Annotated in this window: 18 protein-coding genes; 9 read left to right on the top strand and 9 right to left on the bottom strand. The window is 57.9% G+C overall.

Going from position 1 to position 17,870, the window contains the following annotated elements; genetic code table 11:
• The first annotated feature begins 195 nt into the window (after positions 1–195).
• The 4 genes from AC1DYJ_RS03265 (at position 196) to AC1DYJ_RS03250 (ending at position 2,463) form a co-directional block, all read left to right on the top strand.
• Positions 196–705, top strand: coding sequence for a pyridoxamine 5'-phosphate oxidase family protein (locus tag AC1DYJ_RS03265; RefSeq protein ID WP_477279962.1), 510 nt, complete (start codon positions 196–198; stop codon positions 703–705).
• 26 nt (positions 706–731) lie between these two features.
• Positions 732–1,607, top strand: a complete 876-nt coding sequence (locus AC1DYJ_RS03260; RefSeq protein WP_477279960.1) for an SDR family oxidoreductase — start codon at positions 732–734, stop codon at positions 1,605–1,607.
• A gap of 93 nt (positions 1,608–1,700) precedes the next feature.
• Positions 1,701–1,904, top strand: coding sequence for a hypothetical protein (locus AC1DYJ_RS03255; protein ID WP_477279958.1), 204 nt, complete (start codon positions 1,701–1,703; stop codon positions 1,902–1,904).
• A 253-nt stretch (positions 1,905–2,157) separates the two neighbouring features.
• Positions 2,158–2,463, top strand: a complete 306-nt coding sequence (locus AC1DYJ_RS03250) for a helix-turn-helix domain-containing protein (protein WP_477279956.1) — start codon at positions 2,158–2,160, stop codon at positions 2,461–2,463.
• A gap of 53 nt (positions 2,464–2,516) precedes the next feature.
• Here AC1DYJ_RS03250 and AC1DYJ_RS03245 read toward each other — a convergent pair whose 3' ends face one another.
• Positions 2,517–2,744 carry a hypothetical protein gene (locus AC1DYJ_RS03245; RefSeq protein ID WP_477279954.1) on the bottom strand — a complete coding sequence of 76 codons (228 nt, stop codon included), beginning with the start codon at positions 2,742–2,744 and terminating at the stop codon, positions 2,517–2,519.
• 110 nt (positions 2,745–2,854) lie between these two features.
• On the opposite strand from AC1DYJ_RS03245, the gene AC1DYJ_RS03240 reads away from it, so the two are divergent.
• Both AC1DYJ_RS03240 and AC1DYJ_RS03235 read left to right on the top strand, forming a co-directional pair.
• Complete coding sequence (locus AC1DYJ_RS03240; protein ID WP_477279952.1) at positions 2,855–3,094, top strand: hypothetical protein; 240 nt, start codon at positions 2,855–2,857, stop codon at positions 3,092–3,094.
• A 118-nt stretch (positions 3,095–3,212) separates the two neighbouring features.
• Positions 3,213–3,662 carry a GFA family protein gene (locus tag AC1DYJ_RS03235; RefSeq protein ID WP_477279950.1) on the top strand — a complete coding sequence of 150 codons (450 nt, stop codon included), beginning with the start codon at positions 3,213–3,215 and terminating at the stop codon, positions 3,660–3,662.
• Between the two features lie 70 nt (positions 3,663–3,732).
• On the opposite strand, the gene AC1DYJ_RS03230 is transcribed toward AC1DYJ_RS03235, so the two are convergent.
• From AC1DYJ_RS03230 to AC1DYJ_RS03205, 6 genes are all read right to left on the bottom strand, one after another.
• The gene (locus tag AC1DYJ_RS03230; protein ID WP_477279948.1) at positions 3,733–4,752 is read right to left on the bottom strand and encodes an ATP-dependent DNA ligase; all 1,020 of its coding nucleotides are present in this window, start codon (positions 4,750–4,752) and stop codon (positions 3,733–3,735) included.
• On the bottom strand, positions 4,749–7,394 hold the full coding sequence (gene ligD, locus AC1DYJ_RS03225) for a DNA ligase D (RefSeq protein ID WP_477279946.1): 2,646 nt from the start codon (positions 7,392–7,394) through the stop codon (positions 4,749–4,751). Before ligD ends, AC1DYJ_RS03230 begins: the two co-directional genes overlap by 4 nt.
• Before the next feature lie 157 nt (positions 7,395–7,551).
• Complete coding sequence (locus AC1DYJ_RS03220) at positions 7,552–7,761, bottom strand: hypothetical protein (protein WP_477425945.1); 210 nt, start codon at positions 7,759–7,761, stop codon at positions 7,552–7,554.
• 803 nt (positions 7,762–8,564) lie between these two features.
• Entirely contained in the window at positions 8,565–9,380 is an 816-nt protein-coding gene (locus AC1DYJ_RS03215) for a hypothetical protein (protein WP_477279942.1), read from the bottom strand.
• Positions 9,381–9,439: 59 nt separating this feature from the next.
• A complete protein-coding gene (locus tag AC1DYJ_RS03210; RefSeq protein WP_477279940.1) occupies positions 9,440–9,763 on the bottom strand; it encodes a hypothetical protein in 324 nt (107 codons plus the stop codon).
• Between the two features lie 354 nt (positions 9,764–10,117).
• Positions 10,118–10,447 carry a hypothetical protein gene (locus AC1DYJ_RS03205; protein WP_477279938.1) on the bottom strand — a complete coding sequence of 110 codons (330 nt, stop codon included), beginning with the start codon at positions 10,445–10,447 and terminating at the stop codon, positions 10,118–10,120.
• Positions 10,448–10,930: 483 nt separating this feature from the next.
• Between AC1DYJ_RS03205 and AC1DYJ_RS03200 the strand changes: the two genes are divergently transcribed.
• Genes AC1DYJ_RS03200 through AC1DYJ_RS03190 form a run of 3 tightly spaced genes read left to right on the top strand, consistent with a single transcriptional unit; the run spans position 10,931 to position 14,736 of the window.
• A complete protein-coding gene (locus AC1DYJ_RS03200) occupies positions 10,931–12,253 on the top strand; it encodes a hypothetical protein (RefSeq protein ID WP_477279936.1) in 1,323 nt (440 codons plus the stop codon).
• Positions 12,246–13,820: a Dyp-type peroxidase gene (locus AC1DYJ_RS03195; RefSeq protein ID WP_477425943.1), complete on the top strand. Its 1,575-nt coding sequence runs from the start codon at positions 12,246–12,248 to the stop codon at positions 13,818–13,820. The genes AC1DYJ_RS03200 and AC1DYJ_RS03195 overlap by 8 nt, the downstream gene beginning before the upstream one ends.
• 28 nt (positions 13,821–13,848) lie before the next feature.
• Entirely contained in the window at positions 13,849–14,736 is an 888-nt protein-coding gene (locus AC1DYJ_RS03190; protein ID WP_477279932.1) for an MBL fold metallo-hydrolase, read from the top strand.
• Positions 14,737–15,101: 365 nt separating this feature from the next.
• Here AC1DYJ_RS03190 and AC1DYJ_RS03185 read toward each other — a convergent pair whose 3' ends face one another.
• Positions 15,102–16,406 (bottom strand): aminotransferase class III-fold pyridoxal phosphate-dependent enzyme, encoded by a 1,305-nt coding sequence (locus AC1DYJ_RS03185; RefSeq protein WP_477279930.1) that lies wholly within the window; start codon positions 16,404–16,406, stop codon positions 15,102–15,104.
• Positions 16,407–17,792, bottom strand: coding sequence for an iron-containing redox enzyme family protein (locus AC1DYJ_RS03180; protein ID WP_477279928.1), 1,386 nt, complete (start codon positions 17,790–17,792; stop codon positions 16,407–16,409). It lies immediately after the preceding gene.
• Positions 17,793–17,870 lie beyond the last annotated feature (78 nt).

Genomic DNA, 17,870 nt, shown 5'->3' with positions numbered 1-17,870 from the left:
GCCCTGCTCTCGCTGCGCATTCAAAGGACGCCACGAGTTCGGCGGCCACGGGACAGAACCCGGCGGCGGCAAAGAAGAAATCGGACACCTGAGCTTGGAGAGCGTCAGGCCCACCTGCGAGAGGATCTTCCGGTGGGAACGTCGCGACGCGACACGAGTTGTGAGCGAACGCATTCAATCGCTGGAGGACACCTGATGGCTAAGCGTCGAGAGCAAGACACCGATCTCACCCCCGCCGAGGCGACGGATCGTATCTGGGAGCTCGCCAAGCAGATCGATGTCTGCATGTTCGTCACATGGGACGGCGAGTACAACCGAGCTCGGCCGCTTTCTGCGCGCGTGCACCGCGACGAAAACGCGATCTATTTCCTCGTCAATGACGACAGCGCGAAGACCAGGCAGCTGTCGAACTATCCGAAGGTGACGTTGGCCTGGAGTGACAGCAGCCACTACAGATACGTCACCATATCTGGTCCGGCTGCGGTGACCAATGACAGGGGAAAAATTGGCGAGCTGTGGGAAAAGACCGACGCGGCATGGTGGGACAATGCCGATGATCCCGAGATCCGTCTGATAACTGTGAAGCCGGACGAAGGCGAATTGTGGGACAGCCCCGGTCTGGTTGTCGCGACCGCAAAGATGGCCTTGGCTGCCGTGACCGGCGCAAAGCCGAATATCGGCGAAAACGCAAAAGTCGACCTCTGAGTCCTTCTGCATTGCGGAGAAAACAAATGACCAATCCCGCGACTAAATACACCAGCGAGCCGTTCAAGGAGCAGCGTCAACAATGGCCGGCTCTTCAGCGCGACATGGATCCCGTTCCTGACTGCGGTGAGACAAGCTATCGAGGCTCAAACCGGCTGGCTGGCCGCAAGGCTCTCGTGACCGGCGGAGACTCAGGAATCGGACGAGCCGCCGTCATTGCCTTCGCGCGCGAAGGCGCCGATGTTGCGATCAATTACTTCCCCAGCGAAGAGCCGGACGCGCAAGATGTGGCGGACCTGATCCGCGCGGAGGGCCGCAAGGCCATCCTCATCCCGGGAGACCTGACAGACCAAAAGTTCTGCATTGAACTCGTCGAGACGGCCCATCGAGAACTCGGCGGCATCGACATTCTGGTCAACAACGCGGCCTATCAGCAGTCAAAGGCTTCCATTACGGACATCAGCTTTGAGCAGTTTGACCGCACCTTGAAAACCAATCTCTACGCAATGTTCTGGATTACGAAGACCGCCTTGCCGCTGATGAAGCCAGGCGCGGCTATCATCAACACCGCCTCTGTCAATTCGTTCAACCCTGGAGAGGAATTGCTCGACTACGCCACGACGAAAGGCGGTATCGCAATCTTCACGAAAGGCCTGGCAAAGCAGGTCGCCAAACAGGGCATACGCGTCAATGCCGTCGCGCCTGGGCCGGTGTGGACGCCATTGCAGGTTGCGGGTGGACAGTTGCCGGGGACATTGCACGAATTCGGGCAAGACACCCCCATCGGTCGCGCTGGCCAGCCGGCGGAACTGGCACCCCTTTTCGTCCTCCTTGCCTCGGGTGAAATCACTTACACCGATGGAAGCGTCTTTGGCGCCAACGGAGGTACAGGCGTCATATGAGGTTGCATTGCCAACCCTTGTCTCTAAACGCGGCCATTCGGAACAAAACGCAGTCTCACCTATTGATGCGTAGCATTCAGTGGGTGACGACAGATGGCGGATAACCCAGCACCGGCAGATAGAGGGCCGAAGACATTCCTGGGGCGCCTGACCCGCGTTTCCGTGCCCCGTCACGAACTGGAATTCATCAGCAAAGTGGGCCGCCTCAATCGCGAGGAGGCTGTTGCTCTTTTGCATAAGCATATGGGCGATCGCGAGGCCGTCTTCCGGGAGCTGGCGTCGCGTCGCAAACCCTGACCCTCGGAGGACAGCATGGACGATGATTTAAGACAGAGACTGATCGACCACAGCGCCCGCATGCGCACCAAGGGCAGCCGAGTTGGCGCTGCCTGACGGCAACAGCGATATCTCCGCACTGATGTCGGGCATTGCATTGACGCTCGAAGCCATGCTGGTCATAGCCGAAGAGACCAAGACGCCACGATCCGGACCAACGGTAGACCCCTCCGAACGCCCCTAAAATTAGCCCTGACAGGATGAGGAGGAGTCTGTGGTCCGACTGACTCGCGAACAATGCCGTGCGGCGAGAGGGTTGCTGGACTGGCCACAGGTCAGGCTGGGCGCGAAGTCGAATGTAAGTGAGGGAACAGTTCGTGATTTCGAGAACGGCAAGCGCGTCCCCACTGTCGACAAGCTGATCGCAATGCAATCGGCGTTGGAAGCGGCAGGCGTCGCCTTCCTGGGCGATGGCGAGACATCGGAGGGCGGACCAGGAGTTGGGCTCAGGGAGCCACCTGCCTCGCGGCCGGTCATTCGAGATGGTGAAGCCGGCATCATCGACAACAGCGAAATGTAAGGATCCGGCGACACGCGACCGCCTTCATCGGGCCTGCTGACGATCGGCGACATTCATGGCCGAGTATCCTTTCCATTGGTCGGCGACGCCTGACTTGGATTTTGACCATCTGACTGGTGCGTCTTGTCATCAACGTCGTTTACAGGACGCGTCAGCCCAATCCCGTCTTTAGGCTTCTTGTTGCCAGCCGCGTCCTGCGAGAACGCGTCCGAAGGGTCCGGGCCGGTCCGGGCCGGATATTTCGTTGCTCCGGTTTCGCGATGGTTTTCGTTGTCGGGCATTGTGATCCTCCTGGCTGATGGATCGATAACCACGCCAGACGCCAAGGAGTTCCGCGCCTCATGGAACATTCCTCCCGGCCGGTCGTTGGCCAGCAAAGGAGATCGTTGGAATGGCCAGCATCAAAAACCTCAACAAGGCGATCATCAAGGAACCTGAAAGCGCCAGCGCCGAGATCGAACGCAAGAATCCGGGCGACAAGGATACCGGCGAAGCTGCGCTTGCCGCCAAGACGGTGAGTGCCCCGAACGGGAAGGCAAGCTCATCTGCCGATCCATTCTCAAACAGGCGCAGCGATGCACGGCCGGTAAGTGGCAAGACACCGCGCCCAACCGAGAAGCAGGGAGAATAGTCATGCCGCCCAAACCAGAGCCGACTGACGACCCGCCGGTAGATCCCGATCTTCTTCCAGATGAGCTGCCCGTCCCAAACCCCGACGAAAACCGTGACCCACCAAAGCGAGCTATGACATGACCGGCGATGGCATACACACTGGTGGTTGCCTTTGCGGGGCGGTTCGCTTCTCGGTCAAAGGCGCTCCGCTTCGCGCCGGTCTCTGTCACTGCCAGGATTGTCGGCGCATGAGCGGCAGCGCTTTCAATTTCTTCGGCGTCTGGTCGAGATCTGATTATGAAGGAGCGGGAGAGCTCAGGACATTTGAAGGCCGGAGCTTCTGCTCTGTTTGCGGATCCCGTGTCGCATCGCTACGCGATGACGAGGCGGAGATCATGCTCGGCGCTCTCGACCTTGCTCCCAGCGATATCATCCCGGGCTACGAACTCTGGACCGGGCTGCGGGAGCCGTGGCTGATGGACCTGCCATGGGCCGAACAGTATCAGCACGACCGCGAGCCACGCACCATCGATGCTGCGCCAGTCGAACCTGACATTCCAGCGCCGGCGCAACAGCCTGAGACTTAGCGTCGTCCTAGGCGGTTGCGGCGGCGCCCTGAGCAGGGACCCGTTTTTCGAGGGGCGACCGGGAGAGCCGTCATGTTTTCAACATCTGCTCGAACGTGCACTGCTGTGGGCTCTTGTCAGGGCGCCACCGCATAAGTTTTGTACCATGCCGAAATCGATCGCCCGTGACGTGGTCGAAGCGGACCTCCACTACGAGTTCTGGACGAACGGGCTCCCACTGTCCGCTCCTCTCCGTGCTCCACCGGCTCGGGCCGCCAGGGGCTTTGCCGGTAAATCCCGGAGGTGATCGCAGCGCTTCGAGTTCCCGTGTCAGCTTTGAACGATCTTCCCGGGCGATCGTCGATGTAAATCCCACGTGGTCGAGTTTGCCTTGGTCGTTGTAGAGGCCAAGCAGCAAGGAGCCGACCTCGCGCGAATTGGCCAGATAGCGGAACCCGCCGACCACACAATCGGCGGTGCGCAGCCGCTTGACCTTGACCATGGCGCGCTCGCCGGGCCGATATTCGTCGTTGAGAAGCTTGGCGACAACGCCATCCGTTGAACCCTGACCGGATTCGCTGAGCCACTTCATTGCAGCCGCCAAACTCTTAGTACAGCGCGACAGCTCAAGTCCGCTTTCCGGTTCTGCCCTGATTAAGGCTTCCAGCGCCGCGCGTCGTGCCGACAGCGGTTGATCCATCAAGCTGGCATCGACACTCGCCAGCATGTCGAAGAGGATTAATTTGGCCGGTGTCTCGGCCGACAGTTTCCGAATCCTGCTTTCCGCTGGGTGCAGCCGCATCTGCAGTGCGTCAAACGAAAGGGAGCCGTCGACTTCGATTGTGATCTCACCATCGACCACAAATGCTTGCGCATTCAGGTCGCGCAACATCGCAACTACCTCAGGAAAGTATCGGCCAAGTGGCTTGCCGGATTTCGCCCTTAATTCCACCTCGTCGCCGGCTTTGAACGCCAGGCAGCGAAACCCGTCCCATTTGGGTTCGTACTGCCATTGGCTGCTGCCATCAGGCAGCGCGTCCGCCGACTTTGCCTCCATGGGTTCAGTGTCCAACGGAAGGCCAAAGGACGGTTTCACAAGCTTCGATGTCATGCGGCCAGCTTTGCTGAACCCAGCCGCTTGATGGCGATGGCGATCGACCGTTCGCCATCGTCATAGTCGGTCCAGGCGACGGTCTTTTTCAGGAGGCCGGGCACGGTTCGGACCGTGTATTTCTTCGGATCGAGGTCCGCCTTCACCTGCCCCCATGTCAGCGGCATGGAGACGGTCGCGCCTTCCCTTGCCCGCGGCGACAGCGGCGCAACGGCCGTCGCCATGCGATCGTTTCGGAGGTAGTCGAGAAAGATGCGTGACGTCCGCAGCTTCTTGGCCATGTTGACGAGGTAGAGATCGGGGCGTTCCGCCGCCATCTGCACGCAGACAGCCTTGGCGAAAGCTTTGGCCTCGGGCCATGTCGTCTTGCTACGCTGGCCGGCCAAAGGTGTGACGACATGCAAGCCTTTGCCGCCCGTCGTCTTGCAAAAACTCACCAGGCCCAGATCTTCGAGGCGATCGCGCATTTCCTTGGCCGCCGCGACCACCGCGGCAAAGGAGACTTCCGGACCAGGATCCAGATCGAAGACGAGCCGGCCGGGCACTTCAGGATGACCAGGCTGGCAGTTCCAGGGGTGCAGCTCAAGGCCGCCTATTTGGGCGATCGCTGCCAGGCCCTCAACGCGGTCGATCTGCAGATATGGCTTGTGGTCGCCAAAGACTTTCACCAGTTCCAGCAGATTGGATGTGCCCGGCATCGCATGCCGCTGGAAGAACTGCTCGCCCGCGTAGCCATCCGGGGCTCGCACAAGCGAACAGGGGCGCCCTTTGAGGTGTTTGATTATCCAAGGGCCAACCGCCTCGAAGTATTCTGCAAGATCGAGCTTGGTGACAGCCTTGCCGTCGCCCGCAGTCGGCCAGAGCGGCTTGTCCGGCTTGGAAATGATGACGCCCATGACGACCGGGCTTTTTCCCGTTTTGCCAGTCACCTTGGCGGGGTCGGCAATCTGAGTCTCCTGGGGATCGGCTGGGCGCTCGGCCTCAACTTCTTTCGCTGGCTTGTCTTCGCGCAGGCCCTTGAAGACTGCCTGCCTGACATTGCCGCCACCGGTCCAGCCGGCGAACTCGATTTCCGCAACCAGCTCCGGCTTGGCCCAGAACACGGCCGCATCTTTTTTCGGTGCGCCATCGCCGGTGAATGGCGACTTCGCAGCCTTCATCTCCTTTAGCCTTGGCAGCAGCTGCTTGACCTTCGCCTCGCTGTAGCCGGTCCCGACACGGCCGATATAGGCGAAATGCTCGCCGCGGTTGACACCGACCAGCAAGGACCGGAACTTGCCATTGGTAGTCGACCAGCCACCTATGACCACCTCGTGTCCGGCGCGGCATTTCGATTTTGCCCAGGTGTCGGTCCTTCCCGAGACATAGGTTGCATCAGCCTTTTTCGAGATAATGCCTTCAAGCGCAAGCCGGCAGGCTGACTGCAGCACTGCGTCGCCGCCGTTGGTGAAATGCTCGACATAGCGGATGAGATTTTCGTCGCCGCGGTCGACCTCGCCGAGCATCTCCCTGAGCCGCTCCTTGCGCTCAGTGAGAGGCAGTTTTCGCAGATCAACGCCGTTTGCGAAGAGCAGATCAAAAGCGAAGAAAATCAGATCCTTTGTCCGGCGCTCCGAGAGCGCAGCTTGCATCGCGGCAAAATCGGGTGCCCCGTTTTCGCCAAGCGCCACGATCTCGCCGTCGACGATGACGTTGGGAAGGCTTGCAGCCTCGTTCGCGATAGCGCCGAATTTCTCCGTCCAGTCCAGGCCCTTCCGCGTCCTCAGCGTGGCAGCGCCATCTTCGACACGCATCTGGACGCGATAGCCATCGAATTTGATTTCGTGGACCCAGTTCGAGCTGGCCGGCGGCCGGGAGAGCGTCGCGCAAAGTTGTGGCGCGATGAATTCGGGCATCGTCACTGCCGATGCCCGAACGGCTCGCTTTGGAGGTTGAGACGGTTTTGAAGCTTTGGCGGAACGCTCGTCGGCAGCATGACCGCGATTGCTGTCCCACACGGCATCTGCATCGGCCACCGAGGTGCCTTGCAGCATGAAGGGCTTGGGTCCGGCGCCCTTGCCCGCGGCGATCTTATCCATGCTTCGCCCTGAGGCGACAGATCGGTCCTGCGCCAGCACCGCGTCGCCATTGCCATCTGTCGCGTATTTGTCGCGGTGTTTGATCAAAAGCCAGTTGATTCGCTTCCCGCCATCGCGGTCATGTTTCATCCGCACCAGGACGAAACTACCGTGCAGGCGCTTGCCGTCGAGCGTGAACTTCAGATCGCCTTTTTCCAGAGCCTGTTCCGGCGACAGTGCGCCTTCCGGCTCCCAATAGCCGCGATCCCAAAGCTGCACGGTGCCGCCGCCATACTGGCCCTTGGGGATCGTGCCTTCGAAGTCGCCATAGTCCAGCGGATGGTCTTCGACCTCGACCGCCAGGCGCTTGTCCTGGGGATTCAGTGATGGACCTTTCGTCACGGCCCACGATTTGAAGACACCTCCGAGCTCCAGGCGCAGGTCGTAGTGCAGACGGGTGGCATCGTGTTTCTGGATCACAAACCGAAGCCGGTCCGAACTCGAGATCGACGTCTCTCCGCTGGGCTCATTTGTCTGCGAAAAATCCCGCTTGGCCCGGTAGGTTGAAAGCTCGCCCTTGCTCATGAAAGTGCCCCGGCTGATCACGCAACGCGCGACTCAACGCCGAGGAGGTCATTCGGTTCATCTCTTGAACAGAAAGCCCTGATCAAGGTGCGAGTGGAGGCGCGGCCTCTCGACGAAGATGTCGCCTGATATGCCTATGCTGGAGGAGCCTTGTTGGTTAAGGCTTGATGACACTTTGATGCAGCCGTCCTTCTTGTCGCGGAACGTCTTGTAGGCCTCCGGCCCTTCTTTGGCCGATGCGATGCATGATAAGAAACGACGGGTCGATCTTGCCGCTCTCCGTGAGTTTCATCAGCAGCTCCAGGTAACGTTGGACATGCGTCTGCCCGGTTTTCATCGTCAGGCCTTTCCCGACGAACATCCCCATCGGCACCCGTGACGCTGCCAACGAACACGCCAGGAAGTGTCACCGGGGTGCAACTAAGGCCATGACTCTCCATGCCTCTCGCACGGCAGCGGGCTTTTCACTGCTGTGCAAAGAAAATCGCGCGCGAGGCGATTTCCGGAGCCACTGACGTCAAGCCCGACCTGATCGCTGGGCAGGTGCCTATCTCGTGATTCACTCAACGTGAATATCGGGGTCAGCTCACTACATCGGACATTGGGAGTTCGACGTCCGCTATTGGCATGCGGCGCCGGTAGCTTGTTGCGAAATGAGCGTCTGCTTCCGCTCACGACCCGCCCAATTACACGTCGTTGCCGCCGATTATCGCACCCATCGTTGCAAGGTCTTTCGAAACCAGAAGGCTTGAGCTACGTGTGATGGGTGCCATCAAGGCAGATAAAATTCACGAAGAGGCCGAACCCATCCGATAAGTATCACAATAGGTAACACACAGACGAGTAGAATGATGCGAGATACACGGCCAGATATGTGAAATTCTATATAAAAATCAATGGCTTAAAGGATACGCCCGATGGTACCGTTGGCTGGGATCGCTTGCAGCTCTATACCATTGTTTTTACTATATTTTTCCTGATGACGATAGCCGATTTGTATCACAATAGGTATCACAACGAGTAGCACATTTCCTGCCGCTTCATGGCACCCAACTATAGGTACGCGATCGAAGCCGCCGCTATATAGTGACATCGTCATGTGATGTCGACTCTATCAGCTATGCTGCTTCTTTCCGCCACGCTGTGTCAAACGTCCGCCTAGTCGACGTGCTACAGCCTTCCGGAATCGTTGGTGGATGCGAGCGGCTCGCCGCTGTCCTCTATCGCGACCCTCGCCGCCGCCTCCATTCGCAAGTGGAGCTCTCGAAAATCGAGCTTGCCAGAGCGGGTCTTAACCTCCTCGTCAAACAGTCGCCTGACCAAATCCGGCCTTTCGGAGATCTCTGCATGATCGGCGGCAGCGCGTGAAATATCTTGGCCACGCTGCCAGAGGTCGAACCATAGATCACGCATCTTCGCATCGACATGGAGGGAATGAGGTGTCGCGGCGACCATTGCCGACTGCGCGGTCTTCAAGCTCTCGTCGTCCCACTCACTAAGCGCGATTGTCCGCAGCGTGTGAAAGTACACCGTGGCGCTTCCGAAAAGCTGGCGATATGCGATCTGGCTTGCATCAAGTGCGACCTTGAGCCGAGCGAGCGACTCTTCTGATGCAGACTTGACCTGAGCCAAAGACTTGTCGATTTCGCCTTTCATCTCTGTCAGCGCGATGTTCGTGGCCGCGTTGAGGTCCGCCAAGTGCCGATTGATGGCGGCGTTGAACTCCGCTATTTGGCTGGCCGCGCTAGATTGTCGCGTTGCTCCGTAGACGGACGCGAGGCCGGTCAGGCCCGTTCCGATGACCCCGATCAGGGCGGCGATGGCCAACTTGGCAAAGTCATCGAGGCCGATGGCTGCAGCAGGCGCCGGCGCTGGTTGAACACTCCCAAACGAACCCGCTGTGTAGGCCCTGTAGAGCAGAAAGGCCGCACACGCACTTCCCGCCAGTATGTAGAGGACGAGTCCTATCCCGAGCAACCAGTCCATGACGCCCGCTCGCGGCCAACGTGGCGGCAGTGCAGGAGGGGCATTTGCGGTCTTCACCATCACTTCCTGCGGCATTGACCCTTGATGCACCGGCACGCGTTGTCGATGCAGTCGACGTTGCCCAGACAACTTCCGCTGCAAGATTGCATTGCTAGCATACCCGCGTCCGCCAAGCGATCGGGGACCCAGCGATAGGCATCGAGCTTTTGCTTGCCGGGATTGGCGAAGTCTTTGGCCAGTTCGTCGAACCGCTCTTGCGTGATAGACGGCACGAAAATCTGCTCATAAACCCCGCTGGGATCGACGAACCAGTAAATGCCGGTGCCCTGTTCATCCGCCGCTACGCCGTCCAAGGTATCCTTTCGCGTGATATTCTCGCCCATCGCGCCCTCCAGTGCCGAAGTATTTCATACCAGAAATTCTTATTCTTGATAGCCACGCCTCTTTTGGCGACAGCACGAATCAGGGCAGAGTCAGTTGCCAGGGCCGAATATTTACCGGCACACGCGATCACATACGATCCCGCGATATGCGAGCCTGACCCAGTATCAATGCACGCCGGTGGCAGCCCCACCGCAAGGATATGTTCACTTGGAAAACAGCACTGATGGGTCCATGCTATTCTTTCTATTATTAGCTGACGGGTTCTTGGCGTTTGCTCGCGCAGCAGCCATGCGACCTATCTCGCTGGCAAGCAAATAGCCTCGACTATAAGCTCTGGAGATGAGCGTTGGAGTCTATATCCTGCGGAAGCGCAGTAATTCTGCATAAATATCGCCAATGGCTTGCCACAGGGCGTCGATGTTCTTGATTGCCTTTATGCACAGGTGCGCCTTGACCTTGGCGAAGGTCATTTCAATCGGGTTGGAGTCTGGGCTGCAATGCGGCAGGAAGAGTAGCCATGCACCTTTGGCTCGTATGGCCTCTCGGCGGCAGGGCTCTTGTGGGCAGCAAGATTGTCGAGGATCACCACATCGCCCTTTGCCAGCGACGGAGTGAGCTTCGTTTTCCCCGTAGGCTAAGATGCGCCGGTACAGCGGTTCGGCGATGAAGTCTGCGTCTTCCAATATTCGAACGGTGCCTTTGAGCGATGCCGTTGGCTCCTCAGGCAGTGGCCGCGCAGCAGAGCACTGTTGTCGATCGATTGGATGGCTTGTTTCGCTTCAATGCAGCGAACTGCGATTAGACCCGGGGGCGAGTCCTGCCGAAAGACGCCGCATTGGCGGTTTTCTGCGGGTACGCTAATCGCAAGGCGACAGAGGCGTAGTGGGCAACTGGAGCTCAGTGGGCGTGGCCCGCCCAATGTCGCTGTGGAATGTCTGGCAGACTTGGATCGGCGCGATTGCGATCGCAAGACCAAATCAAACCCTCCCGCAAATTGTAAGAAATTCGATCAGAAACAACAGATCCACCTGCACCGATGCGATATCGTGATTGCAACTTTACGCAGCGTCAAGCATAGTATGTTGTGGTTTTTCTCTGAGGTAAAACTCGCGAGATGCACAAGATTGCGAACAGAGGCTACTTCTGTGTAGTGAGGAACGTCTGACGTGTTCAAGTACGCCCCCCCCGCCAACCAGGACGATCTCGCAGGCCGCCCGACGCGAGCAGGTTTCCTAGACGCCTGGCATGCCCGCATTAAGAAAAGTTTCGACACTGAAATCGCGCACGCGCCGACCGGCAACGCGCTGTTCTTCTCTGAGGTTTCCAACCCGGCGACAAGCGCCGAATTACCAGTGACGTGGAACGCCTTCCCTCTCTCGATCAAGCGGCAACAACCAACCAACACAACAGCCCGGTGGGAGGCAGCGGACCAGCTCGCTTCCGTCGATCGTTCACCCAACGGCCAGCCAGTTCCAATGCCCTTTCGGCAGCAGGACGAATACTGCGAATGGTTCGCTTATAGGTCGTCTCCGGCCGGGCCGATAGAGCGCATAGTATTTACAGCCGAGGCACCAGAATACTGGATCGAATTGGCGCAGCAAGATTTCGGTCGCGTAGTGGAACTCTACCAGTACCACGTTTCGCCACAGGTGAAACCGGACGACCTGAAGCTCGAACAAGACATCGTCTTTGGCGATGAAATACTTCCGAAAGGAACGTACAATCCCTACAACGAGTGGAACACCTCAAAGGGTGTGATGCACCTAACGCACGTTGCAAACACGCTCGGTGCCGAAATCGATCTCGCGGCGCGGGCAACGATCCCGCGAAGCGACACCAAGGGCAACCGTGTCACAGACGCAAGGCGCCTCGCCTGCGGATCCGATTTCGGGGACCCGAATCGAAGCAGCGACCCCAACATCGGACTTGGGGTGAACCTAACAGCCCTACCTGCGGTGGCAGGCGCCTCGCCACAATCGATTACCCTCGCTAATCCGGTAGCACTTTATCTCGATCGCATCGCACCGGGCGTCATTACTGACGAAGACGACAAACCACTGCCCGACTGGTTTAAGATAGTGCGAGGTGTTGGCGGGCGGGGCTTGATGGCAGTGCTTGAACCGCCACCCGGCGCTACCTTCGGCCTTGAAAAGGTACAAATCCTTGGAAAGGCCCTTACTCATGGCGGCCAAGTGGCTGAACATATCCAGATGGTATTGTATGCAAGGACCGCCAATCTGGGACATCCTGCCCCCCCTTTGGAGCGCTGCACTTTCCACTGCTGCCGCCCTGATACCGCGGTTCCAACAGAACAAATCAATCTGCGGCACCCTGCCCAAGGGACGAGCTGCGCCGGTGCGAATCCAAGGGACGCATTCCCTGAGCTGACCGACGGGGGAGGCGCCGCAGCAATGGCGGGACCGGCAACTGCCCCTGGGCCAAGGCCTCTACGGAGACTGAGCCGTCTCAGCGAGGCAATGGATGGCTAGCAATCCAGAACCCTCTCTAGACGCAGGCGATATCCAAGGAAATATTCTGCCGGGTTTCAACAGAAACGAACAGTGCTTCGTAGCATTCTCGTGCGAGGATAAGGAGGCCCTGCAAGGCGCGCTCGCGGCGCTACGGCCACGGCTGACGACGCTCACGACAGCTCTCGATCATCGGGATGAGCGCAAGCAAGCTTTCATCGCTGGAGCGGGGCGGCCACAACGTGGCGACCTCTGGCTCAATCTTGCACTTGGACCACGGGGCACTGAAGTGATCGGCGCAGGCAACGTGCGCGCGTTAGATCAGGCGTTCGACACGGGGATGAAGGCAAGCATAACCGGCGATCCTACAGCTGCGGCACTTCCCGATGGCACACCAAATCCGGCAAATCGGAACAACTGGGTGGTGGGCTCACAATCCAAGCCGGTCGACCTCTTGCTCATATTCGCTCATGATCAAGATGTAGCGGAAGCGGCCGAGCCGATCATAAAACAGGTCGCCTCACAGCTCGGCGCCGCTCCTAACTATCGTGAGAATGCGGCGCAGCTTCCTGGGAGCATCGAACACTTCGGTTTCCGCGACGGCGTCTCTCAAGCAGGTGTTCGCGGCTATGTTCGTAAGGACGGACTGGAGCGGCCGATCACCACGCGCTACGGGGTGCCCTCCCGCAACGGCATCGATTTCGGCAAGCCCGGCCAGCCGCTTGTGTGGCCAGGTCAGTTCCTCACTGGCCAGCCCAACTACCCTGGTGACGATCCAGGGTTGGCCCCCGAATTCACGAATGGCTCGTTCCTCGTTTTCCGGCGCTTATTGCAGGACGTTGAGGCGTTCGAACGCGACACAGCTGCAATGGCGCGGAAACTCAGTGAGGCTAGAGGACAACCGATCTCCCCAGAGGATCTGCGCGCGCGGCTCGTGGGGCGGTTCCAATCGGGTGCTGCGCTCATGCGGCACGAGCAAGATCCGGGCAAGGCCGAAGGACCCAACGAGATCAACTACTTTGCCTTCGGTACGGAAGTATCTTCGATCGTCCTCTCAGATGGAACCGCGGTCGTAGGATGTCCGGCCGATCCAGACATCCTGCGCGGGCGACGCTGCCCGGTTTGGTCCCATATTCGCAAAGTCAACTCGCGAGATCTTGGAACGGACCTCGGTGACGCGTCTCAGACTCTCGGATTTCAAATGTTGAGGAGAGGCATTCCATTCGGCCCGCTCTACAATCGCGAACGCCCCGAAGCAGTCGAGAACCAGAAGGAGCGCGGTTTACTCTTCCTGTCTTACCAACGCTCCATCGAACATCAATTCAGCACGCTCAATCGACGCTGGATGAACAACCGGGACGCCCCTCAAGCCGGCGGCTTCGACCTCCTCGTAGGGCAAGATGTTCTGGAGGACAGCGGCTTGTATGGCTCGAAATCGGCTGTGTTCTTTGKGCAATCGCCTGTTGGCGACGAGAATGGTACCATATTCGATGCTCCGACCCAGTGGGTGACACCTACCGGGGGCGCATTTCTTTTTGCACCCTCGATCGCTTTCATCGACAAGTTCGCTCCGGCGCGTGTTGCGTGAAGAATTAGAACTGAGACGAAGAGCAAAGATGGACTGCAATTTGAATGTCATTTGGATTCACGGGGCGCCCGACTGCGCGCTCTGCGATGATCCACCCATCCAGGTGCATGGGGTGAATGCGGATACGTTCATCATGCGCCAGAGTAAATGCTCGGAGCCAGGCACATCTGATTTGCCCGGTCCATCGTTTGAGGCGCCATTCATGTATCTATTGATTGGTCGTTCGCGTGCGCTTCTGCTCGACACCGGTGCAAGTGAATCGCCTACTGTCTTCCCGCTCGCATCGATGGTTACCTCGCTCTTGAGCAAGCATGCTGCGGCCCAGGGCCGGCAGCCCGTGCCGCTTCTAGTCGCCCACTCGCATGGCCATCAAGACCATTTGGCCGGAGACGGACAGTTTGCCGGCATGCCACACGTAGTTGTGATCAAGCCCGGCTTTGAACCGCTGATCGAGGCTTTTGGTGTCGATGCCACGCCAACCGGAACAGCAGCTTTCGACCTCGGTGATCGCGTCATCGACGTCATGCAGATACCGGGCCATCATGACACGCACATTGCCCTGTACGACCGCAATACGCACATCCTTTTGACGGGTGATACCCTCTATCCAGGTCTGCTGGTGATCAGTAACTGGGACGCGTACACGAAAAGCATCTCAACACTGACTTCCTTCGCGGAAGTCCATCCTGTTTCGTTCATTCTGGGGGCGCATGTTGAAATGACTGACCGGCCAGGAAAGTGGTTCGGGCTTGGCGCGTTGTTCCAGCCGGGCGAGCACCTCCTGCAGTTGAGTCACGCCCACCTCAAAGAACTCGACGCCGGCCTCCAGGCAATGGGATCGACCCCACGGGCAAGTCGCCATGCCGACTTCATCATTTATCCCGCCGGAAGCCCGCTGCCCTCGCTCTCAGCCTGACCTTTCTCGCCCGAAAAATCCGAACGCCCAATAACGGCCTGCCAATGCGCATGCCTCGGGGCCGAACACTTTGCTGGACAGGATGACAAACTAACCGGCCAGTCCAGAGGACACTCTCCATGCCGTATTAAATGGCATCTTCAACATTCTCGGATCAAAGTTTCGGAGGGGCAGGTGCGTGGGGCGCTACGGTCTGGTTTAGGGCAATACGCTGGTATACACTTTCGCAGAACCTGCTCTTGGTTACTTTCCGACTCGCCATATCATCTTGCGTCTGTTGGCGGGCGGCGCATGGGGCAGCTTCTTCTTTCGTGATTGGTTATTTACACAAAGAACAGACCCTCTTTTCCGCATTTCTATGCAACTCAAGAAGTCGAACTCAATTCACAAAATGTGTCTTCAAGGGCGTCCAGAAACAAGGAAACATCGTCCTCCGTCAAAACGAATGGAGGCGTCAGCCGGACTAAGCCTGGGTCGTGCGCCGCGATGCTCGTAAGGACGCCCCGGTCCAACAGGCCAAGACAGGTCGCGCTAGCAGTCTCGGCGCGGGCTGCCTGATCACCGGTGCTCGCGTTGATTCCTAAGAGGAGACCGCGGCCAACAATTCCGGCCCCAAGACCCCTCGAGTTGAGGATGCGGACCCCTTCGGCGATCTGCTCACTTCTTGCTCGCACGTTGGCTATGAGATCGCTTTGGTCGATGACCTCGAGCACTGCCAACCCACACGCCATGGCAACTCGGCCGCCAGACAAGGTTGATCCATGAATCTTTGCGCGAACACGGTCGGTGAACACTTTCTGAAAGATTTCCTCGCGCATCAAGACCGCAGACATTGGAATGAGGCCCCCTGTCAGGGTTTTTGAAACCACCACCATGTCAGGCAGGAAATCACCTCCTCCTGTCGAGAAGGCAAACCAGTCGCCCGTCCGCCCGAGACCAGTCATAACCTCATCAACGATGATTAGTGTACCTGACGCCCTAGCCGTGTGGGCGAGTTCGGCAAGCGATGTCGCATCCCACGGCGGTGTACCGCCGGTTCCTTGGACGATCTCAAGTATGACAGCCGCCGGCGGACCATTGGCTATCGCCGCCTTCAATAATCCCGCGTTCTGCGCAGGTATGCGAGTAAATGTCGGCCAGATTTGCGGAAATGGCTCAGACCAAATTCCACCAGACAAACCGGTACAAGCGGCAGTCAGCCCGTGAAATCCTCCATCAAAAACAAGAAATCGATTCCTGCCAGTGGCTGCAGCGGCGAACTTCAGTGCAGCGTCGATTGCCTCAGCACCTCCCGACGCGAAGTAGGTCTTTGTCAGTTGCGAGCCCGCAAGCCCGCACAGTTTCGCGGCAAGGTAGCCGGTCTCACTCGATATGCCCCAAGGGACGATACCCGGGGCTGTATTCTGAATCGCTTTGGCCAACGCGGCGATGAGCTGAGGGTGCCCATGCCCTAAAGCGGCGGCTCCGAAACCTGCCACAAGATCCAAGAAACGATTCTCATGCTCGTCGATAACATAGGCTCCATCTCCCGCCACGAACTGACGCAGAATCCCAATCTCGGAAAGCACATCCAGCCAAACGGGATTAACCGATTGTCGATACAGCGATACTGCTCGATCGAACGGACCGTTGGTCGGGTCGGAATGACTCAAATCCTCACGATCAGGCATCTACGAAACAGGAGTCCAAGTGGCACCCAGAAAACCATGCATCAGAAGCGACTTCTGCGGTCCGTAAAACTTTGCCACCCCGTTCCACGCCCTGTGGTTGAGCTCAAGTAGAAACAATAGCCATTCGTAAGCCCGTTTTTGCTTTATATCCGCCACGACCTCTATGTTTTGAAAAACGTTCCGGGCAATGCTTGAATGATGGAGATCTTCGTTGAGGTCGTCATGTCGTTGGGACACCCTACGAAACGTTGAATGATCCCGGCCAACCTCTGCGAGCCTATCTGACACTGTTGACGCGTCCCCGATCATTCCTTCTGTGACCATGACTACCGAAAAAAATGCGATGGGATCTCGATCAGAGGCCTCCGTCAAGGCGTCGACAAATGCAAAGTGCAATGGCAGCGGAATCGCCCTATCAAGGATTGCCCCGGTAACTCCCAAGGATTCGCAAGTCGCTTGTTCGAATTCTTCGTGCCCGAGTTCTTCAGAATAATATCTAAACATCAGTGCCCGAAGCGGACTTGACAATCGCTTTCGGAGCATTGGCGCTATGATTTCGACAAACCGTCGGGTTACGTGATATTCCTCGATGTAACAGCCCGTCACCAGCGGTGACCTGATGTCTTGCAGCGGCGTAATTCCAGATAGATAGTCGTTTGGCCCCCATGAAGCCAGCGCGTCTCTTGTCAAGAGTTCTGCTCGGCGCATAAACTCAAGCCCACTAACCACACCAATTTCAGGAAGAGCCGGAATCGGAAAACGCATTGCATCATCGCCAGCACTCTGCGTCAAACAATGGACAATCAAGGTCAGATGAGCATCCAAGTCGTGCTCGCTATAGAGTCCTCCCATTTCCTCCTCAAGGCGGTCGTTGAAAGTCTCCAGATCGTGGAGTTGTTCGCCAGCGATTTCCGCTAACATCAATGCTGTTGCGCACAACGCCGCTGGTGCAGATCTGCGCATATAGGAAAGCTCAACTTCAAGTAGCCCGCAAAAGAAGTTCTCATGCTTAGCTGCAGCAAAAAAGTCCGGCTCCACAACCCCAACGCCAGCCCTGCTTGATGAGATTGTTCTTAAACACGAAGCCGCATTTGCTTGAACTCGATCGCGCTGTTCCAATGTCACATTCGCGAGAACGCTCGCCGCAGCCTCTTTTACTCGATTAATAACTGATACTGCCTGTTTGGCCTGCAATTCTTCATTGTGGGCGACACTGTCAGTAATTAAAGATCGGGCATCTAAGAACGAGCACAGAACGCGCCAGTGCGAGGTGGTCTTGCCGCTGCATACTGCCTGCCACAGGACTGCGTCTGCGCTACGCAGTTCTGACAATTCATTTTGGAGACGCTTCGCAACATCGACGCTGTCGCAAGCAAGCCTGTACACTTCATTTCCAGCAGTAAGCGCGACTACAAATCCGCCCGGTTCGCGATCAATCCGATCGACGCACAAGCGCGGCCGATG

It is taken from the genome of Mesorhizobium sp. P2_B11 (assembly GCF_056404855.1).
The sequence above is the reverse complement of the archived record's forward strand: the minus strand, read 5'-3'. Positions and strand labels throughout refer to the sequence as shown.

What these genes read in the sequence shown, in the direction of transcription:
- AC1DYJ_RS03265 (WP_477279962.1), top strand. Translation starts at nt 196, where the DNA reads ATGGCTAAGCGTCGAGAGCAAGACACCGATCTCACCCCCGCCGAGGCG.
- AC1DYJ_RS03260 (WP_477279960.1), top strand. Translation starts at nt 732, where the DNA reads ATGACCAATCCCGCGACTAAATACACCAGCGAGCCGTTCAAGGAGCAG.
- AC1DYJ_RS03255 (WP_477279958.1), top strand. Translation starts at nt 1,701, where the DNA reads ATGGCGGATAACCCAGCACCGGCAGATAGAGGGCCGAAGACATTCCTG.
- AC1DYJ_RS03245 (WP_477279954.1), bottom strand. Translation starts at nt 2,744, where the DNA reads ATGCCCGACAACGAAAACCATCGCGAAACCGGAGCAACGAAATATCCG.
- AC1DYJ_RS03240 (WP_477279952.1), top strand. Translation starts at nt 2,855, where the DNA reads ATGGCCAGCATCAAAAACCTCAACAAGGCGATCATCAAGGAACCTGAA.
- AC1DYJ_RS03235 (WP_477279950.1), top strand. Translation starts at nt 3,213, where the DNA reads ATGACCGGCGATGGCATACACACTGGTGGTTGCCTTTGCGGGGCGGTT.
- AC1DYJ_RS03230 (WP_477279948.1), bottom strand. Translation starts at nt 4,752, where the DNA reads ATGACATCGAAGCTTGTGAAACCGTCCTTTGGCCTTCCGTTGGACACT.
- ligD (WP_477279946.1), bottom strand. Translation starts at nt 7,394, where the DNA reads ATGAGCAAGGGCGAGCTTTCAACCTACCGGGCCAAGCGGGATTTTTCG.
- AC1DYJ_RS03220 (WP_477425945.1), bottom strand. Translation starts at nt 7,761, where the DNA reads ATGGGGATGTTCGTCGGGAAAGGCCTGACGATGAAAACCGGGCAGACG.
- AC1DYJ_RS03215 (WP_477279942.1), bottom strand. Translation starts at nt 9,380, where the DNA reads ATGGACTGGTTGCTCGGGATAGGACTCGTCCTCTACATACTGGCGGGA.
- AC1DYJ_RS03210 (WP_477279940.1), bottom strand. Translation starts at nt 9,763, where the DNA reads ATGGGCGAGAATATCACGCGAAAGGATACCTTGGACGGCGTAGCGGCG.
- AC1DYJ_RS03190 (WP_477279932.1), top strand. Translation starts at nt 13,849, where the DNA reads ATGGACTGCAATTTGAATGTCATTTGGATTCACGGGGCGCCCGACTGC.
- AC1DYJ_RS03185 (WP_477279930.1), bottom strand. Translation starts at nt 16,406, where the DNA reads ATGCCTGATCGTGAGGATTTGAGTCATTCCGACCCGACCAACGGTCCG.